Genomic DNA, 26,436 nt, shown 5'->3' on the forward strand with positions numbered 1-26,436 from the left:
CCTGCTGCTGATATTTTTTTCTCCCTAGGGCGAAAGGGTGTTTTTAACCCAAATTATGCATGCTTAAATACTCGTTTAGCTGTAAGGCGGAAAAAATGAAGGAATTTTTCCTATTTCGAGTTTTTCCAAAGAAGCAGATGAAGAAGGAGCAAGCAAGCTTTTCCAAATTTGGGCTATTGAAAACTAAAGAAAAATAACTGTGATTTCTTTGACAATGAGATCAGCGGTGAATCATTCAGGTTAAGCCGGAATTCATTAACGAAAATCAGAAGTATGGCAGAAGTGATACCGGATTAGGGAGAGAAAAGGCTTTCTGTTAATGAAAATTGATCGAAAACCCTTCCAAGAGTTCTTAGGGTGGGAGGAGTGGGGAACAATCTTGCTAAATAGGTCCGCATTTTTTGCGGATTCAAAACAGGCCGTAACATTAAAGATCCTTTCCTTATTTTTTGAAGGCGGGGAAATGTTTCACAATGTTCCACAGACGAGACCACGAAATTAACCTTCTGAATAACAGCAGCCCCAATTGTTTCACAACTGTTTCACGAACAACTTTATGGTAGTTTTCTTTTGGTGCTGTTCAAATAATTAAAGATCCAAAGGCCAGGGCCTCCCCAAATGTTCCACAGCGTTTCACAAAAAAACACCTGTGAATCGCGCTCTGAATATCAATTCTTTATAGCGTTTCACAGGTGTTTCACAAACAGTTAAGCCGTCTTTTACAATTTATAAGCTTTCTTAAGATTATTAATGTGGTTGATCAGGGCCTCCTGCCATGTTTCATCCGCATCCCATTGCTCCCCCAGATAAATGGCATCATTCACCGTAGAACGCATATACCACTTATATACTGGCGCATTCACCGGGATCGTTCTGAATACTGCTCCTCCATCTTTAGGCTTCACGGTAATCAATTCCGTTTCACTCAAATCTACTTCATAGTTCAATAATCGCTGAACGCTGTGCCCAGAGGAATAAATAGGCTCCAGAATCATCAAAATGCCCTGCTTTCTCAGGTCTTTAAACTTGGCAGGATCATAATCGATCAACTCATATTTAAAAGGGTACTGTTTCATCAGACGCCCCAGCTCATCATTGGCTTTATCAATCTGTGCATTAATTTCCTTGGCCTGCTTTACCAAATTCTTATTGATCATACCACCCGGAGGAGAGGCCGGAACCGGAATTTTACGAAATTTCACCACTCCAATTTTATCGCTTTTCAGATTAATGGAATAGCTGGTGTAACGCTTTGCTTTGAACAGTTCCACATCCTCAAAAAATTCCGGCTGATCATTGATCAGGTTATTTTCCTTAGGCTGATCCGCTCTGGCTGCTGCCTTGCCCAATTTTTTCATGATGGCCGCCAAATCTTTATTTTGATCCATCCAGGCAAGCTGCCCGTCTTTTGTCAGGGACAGTTTTCCATTAAAGGAGGTGACCACTACCACATTCCTTAAAGAAGGCTTCTTCTTAATTTTTAACTCGACCTTGGAAAGAAACACAATATTGGAAATTCTTCTGCTTCTCCACTCCTGCACAAAAGCGGCTGTCACATCTTCATTGGCCATCACATCATCATAATAGAAATAGCCTACCGCATCAATTCCGGCTTTCTTTAACCCTTTATGTGCTTCTTTTGCTAAGCTCTTCCAGTCCCCACGCTCAGAGCTACCATTCCCCACCGGAGGCACAGAAACCAAAACCACGGAACGGGAGGAAAGGGCATCATCCGGCAGCTGATTACCAAAATTTAAAAAACGAATGCCGGTGGCGGCATTTAGGTTGTCAATGTCATCATCCTGCGCTAAGGCTGGGGTGGCTAAAAAAGCCAACATCACCAATAAGAATGGGATCAATTTTTTCATGCTGGGTATTTTCATTTATTCGTTTACATAATTTGCATCTTCCGTCTTGGTGCTATCGCTCAAATCCACGAACATATTTTCATCCATGATCAGCCGCATATGGCCTCCTCCCTTGATGTCCATATTGAAATCAACATAGCGTCCCTGAAGATCGGGGTATATTTTATTGGACATCTTCCCGGATACATTCCGATCCTGATTATCCTTGCCGGTAAAAAACATATTGTCCTTGTCTTTACCGATTACCTGTTTTCGATCAAAAATGAAGATGATCGGCTTACTGCCATCAAACTTTAGGGTAAAAATGGAGCCTTTCAGGGTTGCCTCTCCACCCATCGAGGTCATTGGTTTATCATTTAAACTGATTTGGCGAACCAAAAAACTTCTATCTTCCCACTGGCGATGGCGCTCCTTTTGTGCCTGCGCCTCTACACCTCCAATCACCAATAAACATAACAAGCAACACCATTGAAATAGGGGATTTCGCTTCATAAACATTAGAATTTTCTAAATATCAACCGGGTCTCAAGGTAGGAAAGATCATTCCAATATAAAATTTTCAAGGCTTTCAATTTAATTCGCTATAAAGGGCGAAAAAGTACCACATAGATCATAAGTTTGACTTCCTAAAGTTTCTATCTTTGCTATCCGATTTTGAATCAAACTTTAATACAATATATCTACGATCATGAGAAATAAAATCGTTGCTGGTAACTGGAAGATGAACAAAACCCTGGAAGAGGGTAAAATCTTAGCATCTGAAGTAGTAAATATGGCTGCTGATGAGGCACCATCAGATGTAACTGTTATCATGGGTACACCTGCAATCCACATGGATGCTGTAGGTAAATTGGTAAAAGATGCTGCAAATGTAGCGATCGCTGCTCAGGATTGTAGCGCACACGAAGCAGGAGCTTACACTGGTGAGATCTCTGTTTCTCAAATCAAATCTGTAGGTGCTAAGTACGTGATCTTGGGTCACTCTGAGCGTCGTGAGTACCACAATGAGTCTAATGAGTTGTTGGCGGCTAAAGTGGATACTGCATTGGCGGCTGATTTGAAGCCAATCTTCTGTTGTGGTGAGGCTTTGGAAACTCGTGAGCAAGGTGATGATGTCGCTTACAAATTCGTTTGTGATCAGTTGACTGCTTCTTTATTCCACTTGTCTGCTGAAGTAATGACTAACTTTATCATCGCTTACGAACCAATCTGGGCGATCGGTACTGGTAAAACTGCTTCTGCTGAGCAAGCACAATTAATGCACGCTGAGATCCGTAAGCACATCGCGGCTAAATACGGTCAGGAAGTTGCTGATTCTGTATCTATCCTTTACGGTGGATCTTGTAAGCCATCTAACGCGAACGAAATCTTCGCTGGCGCGGACGTTGATGGTGGTTTGATCGGTGGTGCTTCTTTGGCATCTCGTGACTTCATCGATATCGTAAAGTCTTTCTAATCTGAAAGATTCAACATATTGCAAGGCACGGCCAATTCTGGTCGTGCTTTTTTTTGCCCTTATTTTCCGTCCACAAATACATTTTACCCAAAAGATACCTGCTTAAACCCCTGTTTAGCTGCAAGGTGGAAAAATGAAGGAATAGTCTTCCATTTGGCGTTTGTTCCAAGGAAGCAAATGAATGAGGAGGAGACAAGCTTAGCCCAATTAGGGCTATAAAAATTCAAAGCAAAATACCTGAGTGGAATGGTTGGTGAGAGATTTAAGCTGGTTCAATAAATTCAGAGGTGAATCATTCGGGTTAGGTCTTCATTTGTATTATTTCTATCTTTACCGGCTAATCGTTCGCTTTATCATCTTATCTCATGAATTCATTTAAAGCCTTTTTTCTCAGCCTCGGAGTGCTGCTTATTTTTAGTGCGACAGAATCCGTGGCCCAATATGTAAATCCTTGTCAGCTGATGGGCAAAGTTTTTGAGGTGGAAGACGAACGATTTGCCCAATACTTAGTCTATGAAGAAGAATACGAGAGCTCGGCAGATTTAGTCGTTTTTGAAGAAGACAACTGGTTATATTGTACAAAACCGGGCATGTGGTGTTTTGTGGACGAACAAAAGGGCGCACATTTTAATGTCGCTTTTGTAGAGGAAAGAAGCAGAGCCCACTTCACCGTTTTCTTCACGGACGCGGAAAGCTTTGCCGGCTGTAATCGATAATCAATTACTATTGACTGTATCAAAATGAGTACAATGCTTGTAAAAGTAGTCCCCCATGAAGACCATTGGGCATCAGATTTTGAAGAAATGGTGGGCTTGCTGCACGAAAAAATAGGCGAGGGTATTGTAAATATTCATCATATCGGCAGTACTTCCGTCCCAGGACTAGTCGCCAAGCCTGTGATTGACATCATGTTAGAGGTTTCCTCTCTAGAAGTAATAGATCAACAAAATGCTGCATTTGAAGCTTTAGGCTTTGTAGCCAGAGGAGAAAATGGGATCTCCCGCCGGCGATATTTTGAAAAAGGTGGCTATCACCGCAGCCATCAGATTCATGCTTTCCCTGCAGGTGATGAGCACGTGGAGCGACATTTGGCTTTTCGGGATTATTTAAGAACCTTTCCCAAAGTACGGGATGCTTACGGCGCATTAAAAATAAAAGTGGCCAAATCCTGCCAAAATGATATTGAAAAATACTGCGATGGCAAAGATGCTTTCATTCAGCATCATGAAGCCCTGGCATTGGAATGGAATAAAAAGCATAATATAGATTAATGGAATTTGTAGAAATTAAAGTCAACTGTACGCCGGAATTCGGAGATATTCTTCAGGCGGAATTGGCAGAAGCCGGATTCAGTTCTTTTTTAGATAATGAAAAAGGATTTGATGGCTGGGCAGAAGTAGATGCTTACGAGGCGGAAGCGACTAAGGAAGTAATGGCGCGATATGCCGCTTTAACGGAGCTCTCTTATGAAGTGGTAGAAGTAGAAAAGCAAAACTGGAATGAGGAGTGGGAAAAGAACTACGAGCCGATTTTCATTGGAGACCAAGTAGCCATTCATGCAGATTTCCATCAGCTGGAGAAAGATTTTCCTTATAAGATTGCCATCAACCCGAAGATGTCTTTCGGAACGGGGCACCACCAGACTACCCGTCTGATGATCCAAAATATGCTGAACATTGACCACCAGCAGAAACGGGTTTTGGATGCTGGTACCGGAACAGGAATTCTGGCCATTATGGCGCAATTATTAGGCGCAGCCGAAGTAGAATCCTATGATATTGATGAATGGTGTGTGGAAAACTCCAAAGAAAACTACGCATTAAATAAGATGGAGATTCCGGTTTATCAGGGCACAATAGCGGAGATGAATTTCGAACAGCCATTTGATATCCTGATTGCCAATATCAACCGAAATGTGTTGGTACATGAAATGAAAGACTATGTGGCGAATATGGTAGCCGGAGGACACCTGTTATTGAGCGGCTTTTATGAGGAAGATATAGCCATTATTGAAGAAGTAACCGCTCCACTCGGTTTAGAAAAACAATCCTTTATTAAAGAGGGAGACTGGGTTTCGGTACATTTTATTCTGAAATAAAAATCCGTTTCGGAGCATAACATACTAAAGGGAGGCTTGAGAAGCCTCTTTTTTTTACCCCTACTTTTCTTTCCCTATTTTATAGCCTTTACCTAAAAAACTCCTTCAACCTCATTATATTCCAAACACTTAGGAAATCATGGTGCAATATTTGTTAATTTGCGTTAAAGTTGGCGTTTTCAAGCATTTGATTGAAAATACCTTTAAATTTACCGACTTGTAGTTTGAGAAAAATCAAAGCTACATTCAAAAATAGACTAATCGCGCAGAACACCCGGGGAATGAAAATTAAAGCAATCGGCATCATATTACTTTTGGGAATGATAGGGGCAGGCTTCACCCTTTTCTATCGTCACTACGAATATCAGACAGACTTTCATACGAACAGCAAAGAATTAACAGACTCGCTTAGTCTGACGATCGATACCATCGCGTATGAACAAAAATTATATGAGCTTCCTGTAGAAGATAAAATTGTCATAACGGACAAAATCAAACCCAACCAGCGACTGTCGGAAATCCTACTCCCACACAATATTGAATACAAATACATCCACGAATTAGCTGAAAAAAGCAAGACCGTATTTGATGTTAGAAAATTAGCTTTCAACCATCAATATACCCTGATCTGTAAAGAAGATTCACTGCAAACTGTGGAGCAAATGATTTACGAAATAGATCCGGTAGACTATGTGGTCTTCAACCTCAAAGATTCGGTGAGTGTATACCGGGGTGCTAAACCAGTGGAAATCGTCGAAAAGCATTTAACCGGCACCATTGATTATTCCCTGTACCAAACCATGATGGATGAAGGAGCCTCTCCGCTGCTTTCACATGAATTATCAGAGATTTTTGCCTGGCAGGTGGACTTTTTCCACATTCAAAAAGGTGATCGTTTCAAAATTATCTATCAGGAAAAGCAGGTGGATGGTCATCCGGTAGGCATCGCCAATATTGACGGAGCTTATTTCCAGCATGCCGGCAATGATTATTGGGCTGTTTTCTATCAGCAGGGGGAAAAAGATTCCTATTTTGATGAAGAAGGGAATTCCCTGAGAAAGGCATTCTTAAAAGCGCCCTTAAAATACAGTCGTATCAGTTCCAGCTTTAGCCGACGCAGGTTCCACCCGGTACAAAAAAGATGGAAATCCCATCTGGGTACGGATTATGCCGCCCCAACCGGAACGCCGATTATGTCCGTGGGGGATGGTGTCATTCAGGAAGCACAATACAAGCGATACAATGGAAATTATGTTAAGGTTCGTCATAATGGCACTTTTACCACCCAATATCTTCACATGTCAAAAATTGCCAAAGGCATCCGGCCGGGGGTAAGAGTAAAACAAGGGCAGGTAATTGGTTATGTAGGAAGTACCGGCCTGGCCACGGGCCCGCATTGTTGTTTCAGATTCTGGAAAAACGGACAACAGGTAGACCCCAGAAGACAAAAAATTCCTTCCGCCAAGCCCATTGATAAAAGCGAAAAAGAAAACTATTTCGCCGCAAGAGATGCGATGATGGCCCGCCTGAATGCGCTAAGCTTTCAGCATCATTTGCCGAAAAACCTTTTTGAAGAAGTGGAAGGGATTTGTATCGAAGAACTTCCCTATAACCTGTAATATTTCAAAGCCCCATTTTGATAATACTATCAAGCAGGGGCTTTTTTGTGTGAATTTCTCTCACAACCAATGTAATAAATATGTATTTTTCAATATATTTTATAGATTTGCAATGACCTAACATTAACCTTAACCTTTACACTATTGCGATTCTTAAAGCTCATCTTCCTTGTCTTCAGCCTGCTTTTCATAGGCGACTACTGCTATGGGCAAAGTTTTCATCGTAAAAGTATACGACACAAACAAAAACGTTATTCCTCCAAAAAGCAGTGTAAGAAAGGACGTAAGAAAAAGCCCGAAAAGTTAGAGGCCAAAAAAAGTCGATCAGGTAAGAAATTAGCCCATCCTTCAGAAAAGGCGGACTATCAAGTCACCGTGGTATCTACGCCGGTGAGCCCTCCCAAAAGTAATGTTATCACGACACCTCCACCGCTTAAACCCGAACCATTAGAAAATAAGCCGGCTTTGGCAGAGGTGAAAGAACGTATTTTACCCAAACCCATCAATGAAGACCACGCCCGTGTTCGGAAAATGATTGATGAGCGCGAAAAAAATGGAAAAACACCGGAAGAAATGGTGGAGTCTCTCTATTTTATCACCGGACAGGATGAATTTGCCTATGTCAATTTTGACTCTTTCCTAATCGCCGTGGAATATGCGCTCCGGGGAGGAATTGTGCTTGTAGAAGGCCATACTGATAGCATAGGAAAGGAAGAAGACAATTTGCAGCTGTCCATGAAAAGGGTACGGCAAATAGAGCGCCTGATGAAAGACATCGGAGTAAATGAAAATCAAATCTCGGTGATTGGCTATGGCGAAAGCATGCCTAAATATGACAATGACACCGAGGAGGGTAGACAAAAAAACCGTAGGGTGGACTTCAAAATCTTTATGCCAGAAAATAAATAAAAAAATGGAGGCCCCGTCATGGCCTCCCTAAAATATCAAATCCAATATTTCCACATATTTGGCATTTGAGATAGCTATATCTTTTAAACTTCAATTGATTTTCGTAATCCACTCAATTCAAAATGAGTCAGCTTCCGAATGTCCATCCATTGTCGATAACCAAAAAACAATCCTCCAGCCACCACTACGGACGAAAGCAGGTATATTCCCAGGGATAACATGAAAGACTGCTCTTGCCCCCAAAGCATTTCCCCGCTAAAAAAAATGATCGCTATTAAAGCAAAATACGCAGGAATGAAAGATTTTGAGGCATTCCATATTTTTGAAGTCAGCGGAACTTCTGCCTGCTGTGCCATATTTTTTTCAAATTGGGTTCTGATCATGCTGATCACTTCCAAAGCGGCCTCTGCAGAAGGGGCATGAAACCCTTGCTCCTCACCCCCTGAATTTAAACTAAAAAAGCGCGAACCTTCCACCCACTCAATAATTAACTGGCTTTTCAGTTCAAACTTATTTTTAATTCCTTCAAGGGAAATTTTGCTTTCCCCCTCATCAGTTAGCTTATTTTTTGAAAAACAAAAATAGTGAGGCGTTAAATAAAAATAATACGCCCGTCCCCCTTGCGTAAAGGCAAGTTGGTGAAGTATAGTTTCCATGTTTGATTGTTGATCTGTAGAGAAAAAACTTAGCTATGCCAAAAGGATTCTCAAATTCAAAAAATAACTCCTTAAAAGCAGACTACATTTTCCTCTTTATTAAAAAATCACCCTATAAATTAGCTAATTTTAATTTTTCCTGCAAAAATTCTTCCCACAGATCTTTCAAAATTTTAGCGGCTGGTGCCACTTCCTTTATCATGGCGACCACTTGCCCAATTTCCAACTCACCTTCCGAAAGCGCCCCTTCGAACATCCCTTTTTTAGCTCTTCCTTTGCCCAGATGCCCCCTGAGTTCTTCCGCACTTGCTCCGGCAATTTCCATTTCCTTTATCTGCTGATAGAAATCATTCTTCAATAAACGCACCGGTGTGGCTTTCTTTAACACCAACTCTGTTGCGCCTTCTCCGGCCTCCACCAATAAAGATTTGAAATGGTCGTGGGCCGAAGATTCTGCCGCTGCAGCAAATAAAGAACCCACCTGCACCGCATCAGCCCCCAAAGCCATGGCTGCCAAAACAGCACGGCCCGAACCAATGCCTCCAGCCGCAATCACAGGGATTTGTACGGCGTCCGCCACCATCGGAATCAGGCAAAGTGTCGTCGTCTCTTCCCGCCCATTATGACCGCCGGCTTCAAAACCCTCCGCGACAATAGCATCCACTCCGGCAGCCTCTGCCTTTAAAGCGAACTTCACACTGGAAACCACATGAACCACTTTTATGCCCGCTTCTTTTAATTTCGGCGTCCAGCTTTTAGGATTACCAGCCGAAGTGAAAACAATGGGCACCTCCTGCTGGATAATAATATCCATCAGCCGGTCAATCTCCGGGTATAATAAAGGTACATTGACCGCAAATGGTTTATCAGTGTCGGCTTTTAAGGATTGGATATGGTGCATCAGCACCTCAGGATGCATCGATCCTGCACCGATAATTCCCAATCCACCGGCCTTACTTACGGCTGCGGCTAGTCGCCAGCCACTGCACCATACCATCCCTGCCTGAATGATGGGAATTTCAATATCAAACAATTGACACACGCTGTTTTTCATATCTGAATTTCTAAATGGATTAAAAAAAATTTCATTAGCTTCCCTTTTTATGAAAGCAAAATTGAATCAAACTTAAATTAGCGAAAAAAAATCCTTAACTAGGACACAATAAATCGTCTAAAAACTTGATGATAAGCCTTTTTTTTACGACAATCGCCTCCCCAAAAGCTCGGATTAGTTATATTTATCTTGCTATAGGCAAAAAAAATATAATTCCGGAAAATGAAATTTTAAATTGTAATAATCGGTCTTTCAATTAGTATGAAAAAGTTGTTGAGATTGTTTTTATTTTGGCGCGTAAAGCACATTAATAATAAAAACTTCACAATTATTCTTAGTGGTATCGTCGGAATCCTGGCAGGTTTAAGTGCCATATTATTGAAAGAAACTGTTCATACCGTTCAGCATTTTTTACAGGGAGACCACCGCGAATTATCGGATACGCCTTACTACATTCTCTTCCCTATTATCGGGATCATGATTACGGTTTTTATCTCTAGATACATCATGAAAGAGCGGGTTGGGCATGGCATCTCGGATGTTTTGTTTAATATTTCCCAAAAATCCGCTATTATGGCGCGGGGAAAAATGTGGTCCCGGATGTTACTCTCGGCCATTACGGTTGGCTTCGGTGGTTCTGTTGGACTGGAGGCCCCAATTGTGGTAACGGGATCCGCCATCGGATCCAATATGGCGACCATGATGCATTTAGATTATAATCGTCGGAGCATGTTGATTGGCTGCGGTTCTGCAGCGGCCATTGCCGCCATCTTTAACTCGCCTATTGCCGGGGTGATTTTCGCCATCGAAGTCATTCTTTCTGATATTTCAGTATCTGCCTTTATCCCTTTACTGATCGCCTCATCGGCCGGTGCTCTGACCAGCCTTGCCTTTGGTAGTAATGAATTACTGTTCTCCTTTAAGCAAATTGATGAATTCCATGCCACTGATGCTTTTTGGTTTGTGGGTTTAGGAATTTTCTGCGCCTTTGTTTCCTTATATTTTACACGGATCTCTTATATCGTGGAACCCAAAATTAAGGAGATTAAAAATTACCTGCTCAGGGGGCTGGTTGGCGGTTTAATATTGGCTGTCATTATCGTCATCTTCCCATCCATCTATGGGGAAGGTTATGAGACTATCAAAGCGCTATTGAATGGCCGGGGACATGAAGTATTTAATTTTGCAGGTATTTTCTTCGAACGTTCCGAAACTAATGTCTATTTATTGGTATCCATGCTGGCCGGTATTATTCTCTTAAAGCCGGTGGCGACCTCTCTTACCATTGGCTCCGGTGGTTGCGGTGGTATATTTGCCCCTTCTTTATTTCTAGGAGGAATTTCCGGTTTTCTATTTGCTACCGTGATTAACCTGATCATTGGGGATCGCATTTGCAGCCCTATCAATTTTGCTTTGGTGGGCATGGCCGGTGTAATGAGTGGGGTACTTCACGCTCCTTTAATGGGAATATTCCTGATTGCTGAGATTACGGGGGGCTACACCCTAATGGTGCCCCTGATGTTGGTTTCCGCTATTAGTTATTTCGTTATCATGGCTTTTGAGCCCCATTCCATATACACTAAAAAACTGATCGAAAGAGGGCAGATCTTCCAGGATGACCGCGACGGACAGGTGCTGAACTCCATCAATATGAATAAGCTCATAGAAACCGACCTGCTCAAAGTCCTGCCCACGGCCACTATTGAAGACATGATTCCATTGGTAAAAGCCTCAAAAAGGAATATTTTCCCGGTGGTGAATGAGCAGGGAGAGTTAAAAGGCATCGTGACGCTGGATGATATTCGGGAGCTGATGTTTGACGACAACAAGCGGACGGAAATTGTAGTGAAAACCATTATGCACAAGCCCCATGCGGAGGTTTACCCGGATGAACATATGCGTAATGTGATGACGAAATTCCAGCGGACGGGTGACTGGAACCTGCCGGTGATTGACAAAGAAAATGGAAATCAATACCTGGGTTTTGTTTCCAAAGCCAGAATTTTCAATGCTTATCGTTCCAATCTTCAACGACAGCAACATAAAGTATAAGGCAGAAAAAAGGCTATCCCGATTGGATAGCCTTTTTTTAATCAATTCATTTACGTAGCATTTATGCAAACGCCCTTAGTCCTTCAGGGTTTCAATTTCTGTCAATTTATCTGAAGCCTCTTTAATTTCTTTTAATTTAAGCGCATTATGAATACCCAGACAGGGCACATAAACTTCACTGGCAGTGAGCAATGCCGCCTGCGCCAATTTCTCCCGCATAACTTCCAGAGGACGCAGTGCTTCTTCAATCCGCTCTATTAACTCTACTTTCTGCTCAAGATCCCGAATGCTTATCCGCCCGGGAATAGCATCAGGCTGTAATTTGGCCTTTATCAGAGCTTCTTTCACAAAATCTACCGTTCCTTCCCCCATGGCGGGTAAATTTGCTCTTTGATGCCGGTGTAATAGCTCTGAAAGCATGGATAAGTTTTCCTGTATAGGCTCTAAAACAGATGAAAAGCGATCTTGGGGAATAACGGAGGTGGGGATCAAATTTTCCATGAGACAAACAAATGATAGAGTGATAAAATGCTGTATTTAAGACATTTACAAAGTAAACAAAAGCATTTTAAAAGCCTAACCCATTCATTTGTTCCACCAAAGACGAAGCGTAATAAAAAAGCTGAAATTCAATGAATTACAATTTCTCATTGGTGATCGCCACCCCCAATACGATGGTCATCATGCCCATATAGTGCCCAATTAAAATTTGCTCACCATCCCACACGCCCCAAAGAAGGGCGAAAATGGGGATCAGATAGGTCACCAAACTGGCAAAGACGGGCCCGGCTTGTTGCACCAGTCGATTGAAAGCAATCTGCGCCAGAGAAGTTCCTAAAAAACCTAAAATCAACAAATACCCCAGGGAAACATAGGCCTTTTCCTCTAATAAAATCCGGTCGGAAAAATCGGAAAAACCGAAAAGATAAATCGCTGCGATCGGCACCATCATGCCCAATGCCACACTGGTAATTTCCAAGGGCTTCAAATCAGACAAAAAAGCCTTCACCACATTGGCATTGAACCCATAACAAATAGTGGCAATTAGCACAAAAATGGCGAAGAAGTTAATCTCGAGAATATCTCCACCGGCATCCGCCAATAATAAAATCACCGTACCACCAAAAGCCACCATCAGGCCAAAACCAATGCGCTTGGTGAATATGGCCAGGCGGAAAACCAGCGTACCGATGATCAAAACAAAGAGGGGGGTCAGGGCATTAAGGATACCGGTAATCGCACTGCTGAGCTGCGTCTCTGCCTTGGCGAATAAATAAGCCGGTACCAAGGAACCTATAAAACCTGAAAAGAAGAGGGGAAATAGGTGACGTCGCTTCACATTGCTCAAAGCTCTTACCCCTAATGGAAATAAGAACATGCCGGCGGACAGCATCCGAATGGCGCCTACCTGCGGAGCGGTGAATACATCCAGCCCCCTTTTAATTAAGATAAATGAACTGCCCCAGACAAAAGACAGGATAAAAAGCATTAGCCAGTTTGAGGTAACACTTTGCCTGAGGTAGGTGTAAATTCTTTCCATGACGGAATATAGGATAATGTAGGTCAATAAAAAAGGAAGCCATATTGCTCGGCTTCCTTGGACTTATTTTAAACAGGCTCCGGCAGGATTAAGTTTGTCTGTACTTCATCCAACACACCGAACAATTCCTTCGGATCCAGGCTTTCTACCAGTTTCATCCGGTAAGGCTTAAAGTTGGCTACTCCACGGAAATAATTGGTGTAATGGCGACGCATTTCCAAAATTCCCTGACGCTCACCTTTCCACTCCAGCGAAAACTCCAAATGACGTTTAGCGATAGCAACTCTTTCCTCTAAAGTCGGCGGAGCAAGCTTTTCTCCCGTAGCCATAAAGTGTTTAATTTCTTTGAAGATCCAGGGGTATCCGATGGCCGCACGACCGATCATGGCGCCATCCAATCCAAATTTTTCCTTATACTCCAGGGCTTTCTCCGGTGAATCAATATCACCATTTCCGAAAATGGGAATATGAATATCCGGGTGGTTTTTCACTTCTGCAATCGGATTCCAGTCCGCCTCGCCTTTATACATTTGCTGGCGCGTACGGCCGTGGATCGTCAGTGCAGCAATGCCCACATCCTGCAGGCGCTTGGCTACTTCCAGGATCTGAATCGTATTGCTGTCCCAGCCCAGGCGGGTTTTTACCGTTACCGGTTTTTTAACCTGCTTGACAATTTCCTCCGTCATGCGCTGCATCTTCGGAATATCCTTCAGAATGCCGGCGCCAGCCCCTTTACAGGCTACTTTTTTTACCGGACAACCGTAATTAATATCAATCAATTCAGGATCAGCCTCCTCAGCAATGGCGGCTGCCTCCCGCATAGATTCTATCTTATCTCCAAAAATTTGAATACCTATCGGGCGTTCCTCATTATAAATATCCAGTTTTTGACGGCTTTTGGCAGCATCTCGAATCAGACCTTCAGCAGAAATAAACTCTGTATACATCATATCTGCACCATTTTCCTTGCACACGGCACGAAATGGCGGGTCACTCACATCCTCCATAGGGGCAAGCAACAAGGGATAATCGCCTAATTCTACTTCTCCAATTTTTACCATAGGGCTTTTCCTAATTTTTAAGTCCACCTATTGCAGACTGTTCCTAATACTATTTGAACCAAGTATTCACTCAATTCCTTTACCTTCAAACAAATAACCTGCCTATTTTCAGACCATTTGCATAAAGCAGATACAAATTTAATGGTTTGTATTTGATCAAAAAAGTCTGCCCCTTGATAAATCCATGGTTAAAAGAGGGAATAATTCCCAAATTTCAGGAAAAACAGTAAGACAAAAAGGTAAACTGAAAGTTGATGCTGCAAATCCATTTTGTTATTTTCTGCTTTCAATTTTCCCTGTTCATGCGATTACAAAAATCAACCGTCCTTTCCCTTAACGAATTCATCGCTGCGGAAGCCCACAGCCGTTCTGCTCATCTCTTTTTTCAAAACTGGTGCGAGACCAATGGCTTCACCGGTATGAAAACCTATTGCAGGCAAGCCGCTGAACAGCACTGGAACTTTCAGAACCAGATGATGAATTACTTGCAGGAATGTGGGCAGGTGGCTGAAAACCCTGAAGTCCATCCGCCACATCCCGCCATTGATAGCTACGAAGACCTGGTCAACCTATTGCTGGATAGGAGCGAACAGCACCTCCAACAGTTAAACGGCATTGCCAAAGCATGCTGGAATGCCCAGGATTACGATCCACTTAACTTTCTTAAAACCAGAATGGAAAGGGAGGTAAAAATAAGAAAAGGCTTATGGGATTGGAAAAATCAAATTCAATATCTCCCTGCGCAGAGTGAAGGCTTATTGTTCTTCGATCAGAACATTCCGGCGAATATGATATAAATTAAGCAATTAATATTACCTTTGGCTCCGATTACAAAGCCCTTTTGAGGATTATGGAAAATTGGCAAACTGCCTATAAGACGAAGAATTTGCAGCGCGCAACCATCGTCAGGGATGTATTGGAACAAAATAATATTCCCGCCTTTTTAATGGATAAAAAGGACCGGGCCTATGCCATTTTCGGTAACTATGAGATCAAAGTGCAACGCGATGATCTACTCAGGGCCAAACAGCTTATTGAAAATGACATCAAGTTTGAATAAATTCAGCAACCTCACCCAGCGCATCATCACCGGATTAATCGGTATGGCCGTAATGATTTCCGCCATATTTTTTAATGCCTATTCCTACTTCATCCTTTTCTTTGTTATCTCTATTTTGGCCCAGCTGGAATTTTACCGACTGATAAAAGCAGACGGACATCAGCCCTACGCCATTTTAGGAACCATTATCGGGGCGGGAATGAACCTGATCACTTTCTTTCACTTTCAAGAAGGTTGGTCCATTTCGTTGATGATGTTGCTCGGCCCTATTTTAGGAATCATTTATTTTTCCAAATTATACCAAAGACCGGAAGAAAAACCCTTCAACTCTATTGCTCATACGGTGTTGGGGATTATCTATGTCGGCCTACCCTTTACCTTATTGCACTACTGCGCTTTCTCTCAGGGAAGCTATCAAAGCCATATCGTGCTGGGTATGCTATTACTGCTTTGGGCAAGTGATACCGGCGCTTACTTTGCCGGGGTGAATTTTGGCAAAAACAAGCTGTTTGAGCGAATTTCGCCGAAAAAAACCTGGGAAGGATTCGCCGGAGGAGCCATTTTATCGTTAACAGTGGCGGTAGTCTTACATTATTTTTGGGGGACGCTGCCTTTGGAGCAATGGATCGGCTTATCGGTGATCATCATCATTGCCGGAAGTTATGGCGATTTGGTAGAATCTCTGTTTAAGAGAAGCATCGAAATAAAAGATTCCGCCTCTACACTTCCCGGACATGGAGGATTTTTGGATCGATTTGATGGCCTCTTATTATCCATACCATTCATCGCGGCCTTCTTTGAGATTTTAAGACTTTTTTAAAATCAGAAGTTTTTTCAATGCTGATATTGGAAATTTAGCAATTTTCCTAAATTAGCATTCGTATTACAAAACGAACAACATTCTATTTACAGGATATGGCTTACATCGAACCCGCACCAATAAAGGATCATGAAAATCCTTTTGAATCCATGATGTCTCGCTTCATCATTGCAGCAGAGAAGTTAGGATTAGAAGATGAAGTTTACAATGTCTTAAAGTCCCCCGATAAGCAGGTGCTTGTAAGCCTGCCCATCACCATGGACAATGGCTCCATTCAGGTATTTGAAGGCTATCGCGTCATTCACTCCAACATCTTAGGACCTTCGAAAGGGGGCGTTCGTTACGATATGGACGTTAACCTGGATGAGGTTAAGGCACTTGCAGCCTGGATGACCTGGAAATGTGCCGTGGTGGATATTCCTTATGGTGGCGCAAAAGGGGGCATTAAATGTGACCCGCGCAAAATGTCTGCCGGGGAAATTGAGCGCCTTACCCGCGCCTACACCACTGCGATGGCAGAAGTTTTCGGTCCGGATAGGGATATTCCGGCGCCAGACATGGGAACAGGCCCAAGGGAAATGGCATGGATGATGGATGAATACTCCCGCAATCACGGCATGACGGTGAATGCGGTAGTGACCGGAAAACCAATAACTTTAGGAGGCTCCTTAGGACGCGCCGAGGCCACTGGCCGTGGAGTAATGATCAGCTGTTTGTCTGCCATGGAAAAACTTCAGATTAACCCCTACAATTCAATTATTGCTGTACAGGGCTTTGGAAATGTAGGTTCTTTTGCAGCTTTGCTTTTACAGGAAAGAGGCGCAAAAGTGGTGGCCATCTCTGATATTTCAGGCTCCTATTACAATGAAAATGGTATTAATATTCAGGAGGCTATTGATTACCGCGACAATAATGAGCGTACTTTAGAAGGCTTCGAAGGTGCTACCAAAATGGAAGATGCAGAGGAGCTTTTATTCCTGGACGTCGACGTATTGATTCCCGCCGCTAAGGAAGATGTGATCACCCCTAAGAATGCGGATCGCATTCAGGCCAGGTTAATTGTAGAAGGAGCTAACGGGCCGACCATGGCTGCGGCGGATGAGATCATCAACAAAAAGGGCATCATGGTGGTACCGGATATTTTGGCCAATGCAGGTGGTGTTACCGTCTCTTATTTTGAGTGGGTTCAGAACCGATTGGGTTATAAATGGACGCGGGAACGAGTAAACAGACGTGCAGACCGAACCATTCGTGCTGCATTTGAAAATGTTTATAATAAGCACAACCGCTATAATGTCCCTATGCGCATCGCTGCTTATATCGTGGCTATCAGCAAGATTAACAAAGCTTATAAATACAGAGGAGGATACTAGAAAATTGAAATATTTCGCTTTTTTAAAAGTGACCAAGGCAGGCAATAGAATATTGTCTGCTTTTTATTTATCTTTGTTTTTTTGTATGGCCTCAGGTCTGACAAGCAACATAATCCAAGAGCAATAAAATATCATGACTATACATAGAGAAGGTAGAACGTATTTAACGGTTTTACTATTGATTTTGGCGGGCATTAATGCAGCATTGATCTATTCCTTTCCGGATAAGGTAATTATGCACAGGGTAAGTCAGATTGTAAGTGTCATTTTCTTTTTATTAAATCTTCAGTTTTTCCGCATGCCCAAGCGCAAGCTGGAAATTTCTGAGGGTCAGGTCATCGCTCCGGCGGACGGGAAGGTAGTCGTGATTGAAGACGTAATGGAGAATGAATATTTCAATGAAATGCGCAAGCAGATTTCCATTTTCATGTCGCCACTGAATGTGCATAACAACCGGGCGCCTGTGAATGGAATCGTATCTTTCTGCAAATATCACGCAGGAAAATATTTGGTGGCATGGCATCCGAAAGCAAGCTCCGAAAATGAGCGTACCACTATGGTGCTTAAAATGGAAAATGGGGTAGAGGTATTGGTCAGACAAATTGCCGGTGCCATGGCCCGAAGAATCAAGATTTACGCCAATGAAGGGGATGAATACAAAGCCGGACAAGAATACGGCTTCATCAAGTTCGGTAGCCGTGTAGATGTTTTTCTTCCATTGGACACCAAAGTAAAAGTAGACCTGAATCAGAAAACCAAGGGTGGCAAAACAGTTATCGCAGAACTGGTGACTGAGGATTGATCTGCCTCATAAAGCTATGAGTAAAACTCTTTTTTGCTATTTTTACGCAGGAAAGAGTTTTTTTATGCCCTTTCCTCAGGCTACCCAAACAATCTAACGCAATAAACCATCACTGAAACTCCCCAATTGGAGAAGAGAACAGTGTGAACAAACCATTTTACGAAGAAAATTCCAATGAATACACCCAAAGTCAAAAAAGGCATTTTACTGGTCAATCTGGGAACACCGGATAGCCCTGCGACCCCTGATGTGCGCAAATACCTGCGTGAGTTCCTGATGGACAAGCGTGTGATTGATATTCCTTTTATCAGCCGATGGATGCTGGTGAATTTGATTATCGCACCTTTCCGAGCTCCTAAGTCGGCCAAAACTTATCAGGAGCTATGGGAAGACCGTGGCTCTCCCCTGATGTTTTATGGAACGGATGTGCAGGCTGCTTTACAGCAATCGCTGGGGGAGGATTATGTGGTAGCACTGGGCATGCGCTATCAGAACCCCAGCATACAGGTGGCTTTGGAGGAATTACGAAAAAATGATGTTGGGGAGATATTGGTCATTCCATTATTCCCACAATATGCCTCAGCAACTACAGGTTCTGTGGCGGACAAGGTGATGGAAATCGTGAAAGATTGGCAGGTGATTCCGACCATTAAATTCGTAGAGCAGTTTTTAGAGGAGGAGCTTTTCATCGCGACGATTAAAGAGCGCGCTTTGCCCCTAATGGAGCAAACGGATTACGACCATTTCCTTTTCAGCTATCACGGCGTACCGGAACGCCAGATTCATAAGGCCTCCAATGGCGGCTACTGTAAGCTGAATGATAAGTGCTGCGCCACTTACAACAAAAAGAACAAATACTGCTACCGAGCACAATGTTACCAGACCTCCAGACTAATTGCTGCAGCATTGGGCATTCCGGAAGAAAAATATACTGTAGCCTTCCAATCCAGACTGGGGAAAGATCCATGGATTCAGCCTTATGCGGATGAGCTCCTGAAACAACTCCCTGCAATGGGCCATAAAAAGGTGCTGGCTTTTTCACCCAGCTTTATTGCCGACTGCCTGGAGACCACTATTGAGGTGGGGGATGAGTTCAAGGAAGAATTCATGGAAGCCGGCGGAGAGCAGTGGGATCTCGTTGAAAGCCTGAATAACCATCCGCTTTGGGTAGAGTGCTTAAAGCAAATCGTATTGAAAAACCAATCGGATTTGGTGAATGCCTGATCTGGCTTAGAAAATAAAAAAAGGCTGTCCGGAAGAAGACAGCCTTTTTTATTGGCCGAAGGCCTTGGAAAAGGGATGGAGTGGGCCTGTCTGAGCTCTTTTTGCCTGCCTTGGTTTTGGAGTAAAATCAGGCAAAAAAGCGAGCCACGACAGCCCGACCCGAGCTCGCGAGGGATTTCCCCTTAAGCCGAATTATTCACCACTAGATTTAGTGGGTTACCACAAACACCTATACTTCAGCGCTTTCCGGTTAGTTTTCTCGAATTATCAATAGCTCAAATTGGGTATACTTGCTTTCTCCTCCTTCATCTGCTTCATTGGAAATAACGAAATCGGAAAAACTCTTTCATTTTTCTCACCTTTCAGCTCAATGAGGATTTAGGCCTGTATAACTCTGCTTATAAATTATAGAATCGCCAGCAGTTGTTCTACCACATAATCTACTTCCTCTTTGGTATTATAGCGTCCAAAAGAAAAACGCACGCTTGGGCGATTTTCGTCGGCCTTAATACCGGTCAAAACATGAGAACCCGTCAGGGCACCGGAGGAACATGCACTCCCGCCGGAAGCAGAAATCCCCTTCAGGTCAAGGCTGAAAAGCAGCATACCGGCATCTTTGGAAGAAGGCAGGCTCACATTCAGTACGCCATACAGGCTGGCCTCCAAGTCTCCAGAGCGTCCATTGAACTGAACTTCGTTCAACTTGGCCTCCAAACTTTCTTTTAAATAGGATTTGATAGACTTTCCATGGGCAATATCAGCCTCCATGCGATCATGGGCTATCTCCAGAGCCTTCGCCATCCCTACGATGCTGGCCACATTCTCCGTACCGCCACGCATACCGCGCTCCTGTCCACCACCATGAATAAAGGGACCGATTTTATTTTCTTTAGCGACATAAAGAATACCAATTCCTTTTGGGCCATTAAATTTATGGGCAGAGGCTGCCAGAAAATCCACTTTTGTTTCGGAAAGGTTAAAAGGATAATGCCCCACCGTTTGCACGGCATCGGTATGAAAGCGGGCTCCGTATTGATGGGCCAGCTCCCCGACAGCTTCCAGATCCAGTAAATTCCCGATCTCATTATTGCCATGCATCAAAGTCACCAGGCTTTCGGCGCCATGCGCTTCTAATAATTCCTCTAAATGGGTAAAATCAATATTTCCCTGCTGGTCAACTTTCAGCAAATGTAAAGTCACCAAGCCCTCTTTTGCTAAATGCTCCACGGTATGCAAAACGGCATGATGCTCCAGCGGGGAAGTAATGATATGCTTTAAACCAAAAGCCTTTACTGCTCCCAGAATGGCTGTATTGTCAGACTCTGTACCGCCGGAAGTAAAAAATATTTCATTGGTTTGGGCGCCCAGTTTCTGCGCCACCAGCTTGCGGGCTTTTTCAATGGCCGAACGGTTTTCTCGCCCGTGGGAATGCTGTGAATTAGGATTACCAAAATGATCCCTCAAAAAAGGAATCATCTCCTCAAATACCTCGGGAGCCACCGGAGAGGTAGCTGCATTATCAAAATATACCTTCATATCTCCTGTTTGCCACGACTTACCATGGTCCTAAAAATCTTAATTCTGACTGCTAATTTGTTTTTCAAAGGCTATAATAAGCACCTTTTGGATGAAAAAAAACCGTACAGCTACTGCCATACGGTTTTTTTCAGATTTTTACTTATATCAATAGATTATTCGGCCTCGCTTTTGGATTCCATAATAATCTCCCGAATGTCTGAAATAATTTTGTTGGCCAGGTGCTCTGCGGTTGCCAAGGAAGGAGACTCTGCATAAATGCGGATAATCGGCTCCGTATTCGACTTACGCAGGTGTACCCACTCGTCTTCAAAATCAATTTTCACACCATCAATGGTGTTAACCGGATGCTTAGCATATTTCGCAGCAATTTTTTCTAAAATCAAATCCACATCCACATCCGGAGTCAATTCAATTTTGTTTTTGCTAATGAAATAATTGGGATAGGTTGATCTCAGGAAGGAAATCGACTTACCGAATTTTGCCAGCTGGGTCAGAAATAAAGCAATTCCTACCAGCGCATCACGTCCGTAATGCAATTCCGGATAAATCACACCTCCGTTACCTTCTCCACCGATCACCGCATTGGTGGCTTTCATTTGCGTCACCACATTGACTTCACCCACTGCGGCAGCCGTGTAAGTACCACCTGCTTTCTCGGTTACATCGCGCAGCGCACGTGTGGAAGACAAATTAGATACCGTGCTTCCACCACCATTGGCTTTCAATATGTAATCTGAAATGGCCACCAAAGTGTATTCTTCTCCGAAAGACTCCCCATCTTCCTTCATGAATACCAGGCGATCCACATCAGGATCCACAACGATTCCTAAATCGAAATCACCACTTTGCAACTCCTGAGAGAACTGACGAAGGTTTTCCGGTAATGGTTCCGGATTGTGCGGGAAGTGACCGTTTGGCTCACAGTAAAACTCTGTTACTTCTTCCACACCCAAGGCTTTCAATAAGGGAGGAAGAGAAATTCCTCCGGTTGAGTTCACGCAATCAATGGCTACTCTGAAATTGGCCGCCTTAATGGCTTCAACATCCACTAATGGAAGTGCCAAAATCATTTCAATGTGCTTATCAATATAGTGATCTGCCTTGCTTACTTTACCTAAAGCCTTCACTTCCGCAAAATTGAATGCTTCTGCCTCGGCAATTTCCAAAACTTCGGCACCATCCTGAGCAGAAATGAACTCACCTTTGGCATTTAGTAATTTAAGGGCATTCCATTGGATAGGGTTATGGCTGGCAGTAAGGATAATTCCTCCGCCGGCCTCCTCAAGCGGCACCGCAATTTCCACAGTCGGTGTGGTGGAAAGACCTAAGTCTACCACATCAATTCCCAATCCCTGAAGCGTAGCCACCACAAGGTTGGACACCATCTCTCCGGAAATACGTGCATCACGTCCAATTACGATTTTTGGGTTGTTCGTTTGCTTTACTACCCAACTACCAAAAGCTGCAGCGAATTTAACCACATCCACAGGAGTCAGGGCCTCTCCAGCTTGTCCTCCAATCGTACCTCGGATACCCGAAATTGATTTAATCAGTGTCATCTATAATTCTAATGATTCTCGGCAAAAATAATAAAAAAAAACTTAGACCTGTCTCTTAAAATGACAATAAATAAACAGATTAAGATACAAAAAAGCACACTACTGCTTGCCCGCTAAAAGGTCGTCAACAGTGGGAGCGTTGCTGAGGTTTTTGCGATTTTTACATTGTTCCGGTGTTTTTCCACAAAAGCCACAGGGTTCCCCCGATTTGTTTAGAAAAGGACTTTGAGAAGCACAAGTACCTCTGAACTCTCCATCTTTTTTCAAAATCAGACGAACAGACATCATCACAAAAAAAGCTGCGAAGAATCCGATAACAATTAGAAAAGTTGCCATAGCAAATACTCTTTTTTTTATTTGACGCCAAAGGTAATCAAAAGGATCCATTAAATTCGGTGGAAATAACCTTTATTATGCCCTATTGTCATTTATATAACAGGATTCAAAAACCACCAGCCCTTAAATACTACTTAGTATAAAAAAAGGACAATGATTCAGTTTTGTTTTGCCCTAACTTCATTATGCTCAGGATTCTCAATATCTTTTTAATCATCACCAGTCTGCTGATATATGGCAGTATTTTTATTCCGCCTACACTATTCTGGCCCGCGGGAATCCTTTCCTACGGCATACCGGTTTTAATGCTTTGCCTGTTAATGAATATTGCTTTTCAGCTCATCCTCCGTCACCGGATTCCCTTCTTAAGCTTAGGCTTGTTACTCTTTGGGGTATTTGTAATGCCGGAAATTTTTCAGTGGAACTCCGTAGTAACCGACCAAGAGAGAAAATCTTTTGAAGTGCTGAGCTACAATAGCCGGTTGATGCGAGAATATAAGGCGGAGGAAGCCAAAGGCTGGGTGTACTCTCAGGAAATGATCAATTTCATAGTCGAAGATACTTCCGCTATTAAATGCCTGCAGGAATATTACAGCGACGGCCGATGGAAAGCCCTGAATGTGAGTCAAAAATTAAAGCAAAAAGGCTATGAGCCTTACGTGTTGAATTATCATCAATTTGCTGAAAATGACGAATTTGCCAGGGGGATGGCGATTTTCAGTAAGTTTCCGATTTTAAAGCGAGGAAAGATAGATATCGGAGAGTCGAGCATCAATCAGGCCATATTTGCGGATGTTTTATTGTCCCCAAAAGACACCATACGTGTCTATAATTTACATCTGCATTCCATGGGAATCAATCCGGAATTGGAATGGCAAAAAGCCAGTGAAGCATACCCCATACTCCTCTCAAAACTTAAAAGTGGTATTCAGAAAAGGGTAAACCAGACCCATCCGATACTAGTGCATATTGCCCAGTCTCCGTATCCGGTATTGGTTTGTGGTGATTTTAATGACCCTCCGTTTACCTATAATTATCAACAATTTCGAAAAAACCTTCACAATGCCTTTGAGCAAAAGGGGAGGGGTTTTGGTTTCAGCGTGAACAGCCCGATGTTTTTCCTCAGAATAGACAATCAGTTTTATTCAGATGCTTTTGAATTGAATAATTTTAAAACACTTCGTGAAGTCCCATACTCCGACCACTTTCCAATTAAATCTACTTTCAGACTCTCCGCTCCATAAAGGTTTCATTCAGGAAAAATCAAGATAACAAATGGGACTTTTTGTTTAACAATATTTAACACGGAAATAACCTTATACTATTGATAATCAAATTCATGATCGGTATCTTAATAGAAATTTTTATACCTGAATTATGAAGCATTCTCCTACAAATCATTTGGGCTTTGAATTTGTCAGAATTTCAGAATTACCTATTCATCAGGCGGGTGAGCTCTTGCAGTGGATTCCCCGAAATTTAATACAGTCAATAAGAATTGATAGTCAGGTATGGAAGGACTGTGTTCCTTATGCGGATTATGATTTTTGGTTTGACTTTCATTTTGTATATCAGCAAAATAAGGCTGGAGATTTAGAATTTGAAATCTAATTAGCCATACCGGACCTACCCCCTATAAATTTTGGCCATTACCAAAAAAATCAGGCATTCATTTGGATTTCAAAAATCCGCCCCTCATCTTTGAGGCATCAAGTCAAGGCTCAATCTGAGCATTGATTTATATAGAAGAGTGGAGAGACAGGCTCGAAGAAGCTCTAGCAACCTGACCCTCGTTAAGGTGCTAATTCCTGAACCATAGTTAATTGGTGAATATAAATTGTTAGACAATGAGATTAATTCAGCTTCACAAAGCGATTCAGATCGCACCTTCTGATATTATTTCCTCAGCTACTGCAAACCGTAGCCTGATGTGTTTTCGTGCATTTCAACGAATGCGCCCTTAGTGGCATTATAATTCATCTACTTCCGACCACGGTGCGTTTTCACGCATCGTAACATTGGCATCACCCAAAGGTGATCAGCATTGTTGAATTAGCATATCAATCGTTGAAATAAAAAAATCAGAAATAATGTCTCAGTCTTTAAATTTCGAAACCCTTCAATTACATGCCGGTCACACTTTGGATAGCGATACGCGTTCGCGAGCAGTGCCATTATTCCAGACCAGTTCCTATGTATTCAAGGATTCCGACCATGGCGCTAATTTATTCGCCCTGAAGGAATTTGGCAATATCTACACCCGTATCATGAATCCGACTACGGATGTTTTCGAGCAGCGCATTGCCGCATTGGAAGGCGGGGTAGCTGCTTTGGCTGTGGGTTCGGGACAAGCTGCACAGTTTATTGCCCTGAATAATATTGTGAATGCCGGAGACAATATTGTGAGTAGCCCCAATTTGTATGGAGGAACTTACAATCAGTTCAAAGTAGCATTTAAGCGCCTGGGAATTGAGGTAAAGTTCACTGAAGACAATGAAGCGGAGCATTTTGACCAGCTCATTGATGAAAACACCAAGGCGATTTATCTGGAAACCATTGGCAACCCTTCTTTTAATGTGCCGGATTTTGAAAAAATCGCTGCTGTCGCCCAAAAGCACGATGTGCCATTGGTGGTGGATAACACCTTCGGTGCTGGCGGCTATTTATTCCGTCCTTTAGAGCACGGCGCCAATATCGTGACCGCTTCTGCCACCAAATGGATTGGAGGACACGGCACCAGTATTGGAGGAGTAATTATTGATGGTGGAAATTACAATTGGGGAAATGGAAAATACCCACAATTCACAGAACCGTCAGAAGGATACCACGGCCTGAATTTCTGGGAAACCTTCGGTAGTGACTCTCCTTTCGGAAATATTGCCTACATCATCCGCGCCAGGGTGGAAGGCTTGAGAGATTTTGGCCCTGCACTGAGCCCATTTAACTCTTTCCAGCTCATTCAGGGATTGGAAACTCTGTCCCTTCGGGTGGAAAGAACCGTGGAAAATGCCCAGTCTGTCGCAGAATGGCTGGAAGCGCATGAATTAGTGGAATCCGTTAGTTATCCCGGACTTCCTTCGCACCCGGGCCATGAAATTGCAAAAAAATATTTAAAGAGAGGATTTGGCGGTGTGCTATCTTTCTCTGTAAAAGGAGATTTGGAAACCACTAAAAAATTCGTGGACAGCCTGAAATTAGTGAGTCATTTGGCCAATGTAGGAGATGCCAAAACACTCATTATTCACCCGGCTTCCACCACCCACCAGCAATTAAGTGAGGAAGAGAGAGTAGCCGCAGGCGTTACGCCAAATGCGCTCCGCCTTTCTGTTGGTTTCGAACATATTGATGATATCAAAGGTGACCTGACGCAAGCATTCGAAACTGCATTTGCATCAGCGCTCGCCCAATAA

The 26,436-nt window shown here is 43.0% G+C and carries 26 protein-coding genes and 1 riboswitch; of the genes, 16 read left to right on the forward strand and 10 right to left on the reverse strand.

The genetic code is table 11. From position 1 onward, the window contains the following. Positions 1–719: 719 nt before the first annotated feature. Complete coding sequence (locus AAA970_RS14195) at positions 720–1,868, reverse strand: hypothetical protein (RefSeq protein WP_338237580.1); 1,149 nt, start codon at positions 1,866–1,868, stop codon at positions 720–722. A gap of 15 nt (positions 1,869–1,883) precedes the next feature. Further along, entirely contained in the window at positions 1,884–2,360 is a 477-nt protein-coding gene (locus AAA970_RS14200; RefSeq protein ID WP_338237581.1) for a hypothetical protein, read from the reverse strand. Between the two features lie 196 nt (positions 2,361–2,556). Here AAA970_RS14200 and tpiA point away from each other — a divergent pair, with 196 nt between their 5' ends. From tpiA to AAA970_RS14230, 6 genes are all read left to right on the forward strand, one after another. Further along, complete coding sequence (gene tpiA / locus AAA970_RS14205) at positions 2,557–3,324, forward strand: triose-phosphate isomerase (protein ID WP_338237582.1); 768 nt, start codon at positions 2,557–2,559, stop codon at positions 3,322–3,324. 365 nt (positions 3,325–3,689) lie between these two features. Beyond that, positions 3,690–4,040 (forward strand): 7(1) septoil knot domain-containing protein, encoded by a 351-nt coding sequence (locus AAA970_RS14210; protein ID WP_053406552.1) that lies wholly within the window; start codon positions 3,690–3,692, stop codon positions 4,038–4,040. A gap of 24 nt (positions 4,041–4,064) precedes the next feature. Further along, the gene (locus AAA970_RS14215) at positions 4,065–4,595 is read left to right on the forward strand and encodes a GrpB family protein (protein WP_338237583.1); all 531 of its coding nucleotides are present in this window, start codon (positions 4,065–4,067) and stop codon (positions 4,593–4,595) included. Further along, on the forward strand, positions 4,595–5,422 hold the full coding sequence (gene prmA / locus AAA970_RS14220; protein ID WP_338237584.1) for a 50S ribosomal protein L11 methyltransferase: 828 nt from the start codon (positions 4,595–4,597) through the stop codon (positions 5,420–5,422). The genes AAA970_RS14215 and prmA overlap by 1 nt, the downstream gene beginning before the upstream one ends. Before the next feature lie 281 nt (positions 5,423–5,703). Further along, on the forward strand, positions 5,704–7,041 hold the full coding sequence (locus AAA970_RS14225; protein ID WP_338237585.1) for a M23 family metallopeptidase: 1,338 nt from the start codon (positions 5,704–5,706) through the stop codon (positions 7,039–7,041). Between the two features lie 144 nt (positions 7,042–7,185). Continuing rightward, positions 7,186–7,950 (forward strand): OmpA family protein, encoded by a 765-nt coding sequence (locus AAA970_RS14230; protein ID WP_338237586.1) that lies wholly within the window; start codon positions 7,186–7,188, stop codon positions 7,948–7,950. An 83-nt stretch (positions 7,951–8,033) separates the two neighbouring features. Here the strand turns inward: AAA970_RS14230 and AAA970_RS14235 are convergent, their stop codons facing one another. Continuing rightward, positions 8,034–8,606, reverse strand: a complete 573-nt coding sequence (locus AAA970_RS14235; RefSeq protein WP_338237587.1) for a hypothetical protein — start codon at positions 8,604–8,606, stop codon at positions 8,034–8,036. 112 nt (positions 8,607–8,718) lie between these two features. Next, positions 8,719–9,660 (reverse strand): NAD(P)H-dependent flavin oxidoreductase, encoded by a 942-nt coding sequence (locus tag AAA970_RS14240; protein ID WP_338237588.1) that lies wholly within the window; start codon positions 9,658–9,660, stop codon positions 8,719–8,721. 261 nt (positions 9,661–9,921) lie between these two features. On the opposite strand from AAA970_RS14240, the gene AAA970_RS14245 reads away from it, so the two are divergent. After that, entirely contained in the window at positions 9,922–11,712 is a 1,791-nt protein-coding gene (locus tag AAA970_RS14245) for a chloride channel protein (RefSeq protein WP_338237589.1), read from the forward strand. A 75-nt stretch (positions 11,713–11,787) separates the two neighbouring features. On the opposite strand, the gene AAA970_RS14250 is transcribed toward AAA970_RS14245, so the two are convergent. The 3 genes from AAA970_RS14250 to dusB form a co-directional block, all read right to left on the reverse strand. Further along, complete coding sequence (locus AAA970_RS14250; RefSeq protein ID WP_060684903.1) at positions 11,788–12,213, reverse strand: hypothetical protein; 426 nt, start codon at positions 12,211–12,213, stop codon at positions 11,788–11,790. Between the two features lie 136 nt (positions 12,214–12,349). Next, a complete protein-coding gene (locus tag AAA970_RS14255) occupies positions 12,350–13,252 on the reverse strand; it encodes a DMT family transporter (RefSeq protein ID WP_253275705.1) in 903 nt (300 codons plus the stop codon). 68 nt (positions 13,253–13,320) lie between these two features. Next, on the reverse strand, positions 13,321–14,313 hold the full coding sequence (dusB, locus tag AAA970_RS14260; RefSeq protein ID WP_338237590.1) for a tRNA dihydrouridine synthase DusB: 993 nt from the start codon (positions 14,311–14,313) through the stop codon (positions 13,321–13,323). A 302-nt stretch (positions 14,314–14,615) separates the two neighbouring features. Here dusB and AAA970_RS14265 point away from each other — a divergent pair, with 302 nt between their 5' ends. The 6 genes from AAA970_RS14265 (at position 14,616) to hemH (ending at position 19,592) form a co-directional block, all read left to right on the forward strand. Continuing rightward, the gene (locus AAA970_RS14265; protein WP_338237591.1) at positions 14,616–15,110 is read left to right on the forward strand and encodes a ferritin; all 495 of its coding nucleotides are present in this window, start codon (positions 14,616–14,618) and stop codon (positions 15,108–15,110) included. A 53-nt stretch (positions 15,111–15,163) separates the two neighbouring features. After that, the gene (locus tag AAA970_RS14270; RefSeq protein WP_053406541.1) at positions 15,164–15,373 is read left to right on the forward strand and encodes a putative signal transducing protein; all 210 of its coding nucleotides are present in this window, start codon (positions 15,164–15,166) and stop codon (positions 15,371–15,373) included. Next, the gene (locus tag AAA970_RS14275) at positions 15,366–16,193 is read left to right on the forward strand and encodes a phosphatidate cytidylyltransferase (protein ID WP_338237592.1); all 828 of its coding nucleotides are present in this window, start codon (positions 15,366–15,368) and stop codon (positions 16,191–16,193) included. The genes AAA970_RS14270 and AAA970_RS14275 overlap by 8 nt, the downstream gene beginning before the upstream one ends. A 95-nt stretch (positions 16,194–16,288) precedes the next feature. Then, the gene (locus tag AAA970_RS14280; RefSeq protein WP_338237593.1) at positions 16,289–17,566 is read left to right on the forward strand and encodes a Glu/Leu/Phe/Val family dehydrogenase; all 1,278 of its coding nucleotides are present in this window, start codon (positions 16,289–16,291) and stop codon (positions 17,564–17,566) included. Between the two features lie 133 nt (positions 17,567–17,699). After that, positions 17,700–18,368, forward strand: a complete 669-nt coding sequence (locus AAA970_RS14285) for a phosphatidylserine decarboxylase family protein (RefSeq protein ID WP_060684908.1) — start codon at positions 17,700–17,702, stop codon at positions 18,366–18,368. A 174-nt stretch (positions 18,369–18,542) separates the two neighbouring features. After that, positions 18,543–19,592, forward strand: a complete 1,050-nt coding sequence (hemH, locus tag AAA970_RS14290; RefSeq protein ID WP_338237594.1) for a ferrochelatase — start codon at positions 18,543–18,545, stop codon at positions 19,590–19,592. A 405-nt stretch (positions 19,593–19,997) separates the two neighbouring features. Here the strand turns inward: hemH and AAA970_RS14295 are convergent, their stop codons facing one another. The 3 genes from AAA970_RS14295 to AAA970_RS14305 form a co-directional block, all read right to left on the reverse strand. Further along, entirely contained in the window at positions 19,998–21,128 is a 1,131-nt protein-coding gene (locus AAA970_RS14295; RefSeq protein WP_338237595.1) for a cysteine desulfurase family protein, read from the reverse strand. 155 nt (positions 21,129–21,283) lie between these two features. Continuing rightward, complete coding sequence (gene glmM / locus AAA970_RS14300) at positions 21,284–22,690, reverse strand: phosphoglucosamine mutase (protein WP_338237596.1); 1,407 nt, start codon at positions 22,688–22,690, stop codon at positions 21,284–21,286. A gap of 99 nt (positions 22,691–22,789) precedes the next feature. Further along, entirely contained in the window at positions 22,790–23,026 is a 237-nt protein-coding gene (locus tag AAA970_RS14305) for a hypothetical protein (protein ID WP_338237723.1), read from the reverse strand. 185 nt (positions 23,027–23,211) lie between these two features. Between AAA970_RS14305 and AAA970_RS14310 the strand changes: the two genes are divergently transcribed. From AAA970_RS14310 to AAA970_RS14320, 3 genes are all read left to right on the forward strand, one after another. Next, positions 23,212–24,270 (forward strand): endonuclease/exonuclease/phosphatase family protein, encoded by a 1,059-nt coding sequence (locus AAA970_RS14310; protein WP_338237597.1) that lies wholly within the window; start codon positions 23,212–23,214, stop codon positions 24,268–24,270. A gap of 133 nt (positions 24,271–24,403) precedes the next feature. Then, complete coding sequence (locus tag AAA970_RS14315) at positions 24,404–24,637, forward strand: hypothetical protein (protein WP_338237598.1); 234 nt, start codon at positions 24,404–24,406, stop codon at positions 24,635–24,637. 124 nt (positions 24,638–24,761) lie between these two features. Then, a riboswitch (SAM riboswitch) is annotated at positions 24,762–24,865 on the forward strand. A 251-nt stretch (positions 24,866–25,116) separates the two neighbouring features. Beyond that, the gene (locus tag AAA970_RS14320; RefSeq protein WP_338237599.1) at positions 25,117–26,436 is read left to right on the forward strand and encodes an O-acetylhomoserine aminocarboxypropyltransferase/cysteine synthase family protein; all 1,320 of its coding nucleotides are present in this window, start codon (positions 25,117–25,119) and stop codon (positions 26,434–26,436) included.

This window comes from Persicobacter diffluens, from assembly GCF_036244895.1.
Taxonomy (GTDB): domain Bacteria; phylum Bacteroidota; class Bacteroidia; order Cytophagales; family Cyclobacteriaceae; genus Persicobacter; species Persicobacter diffluens.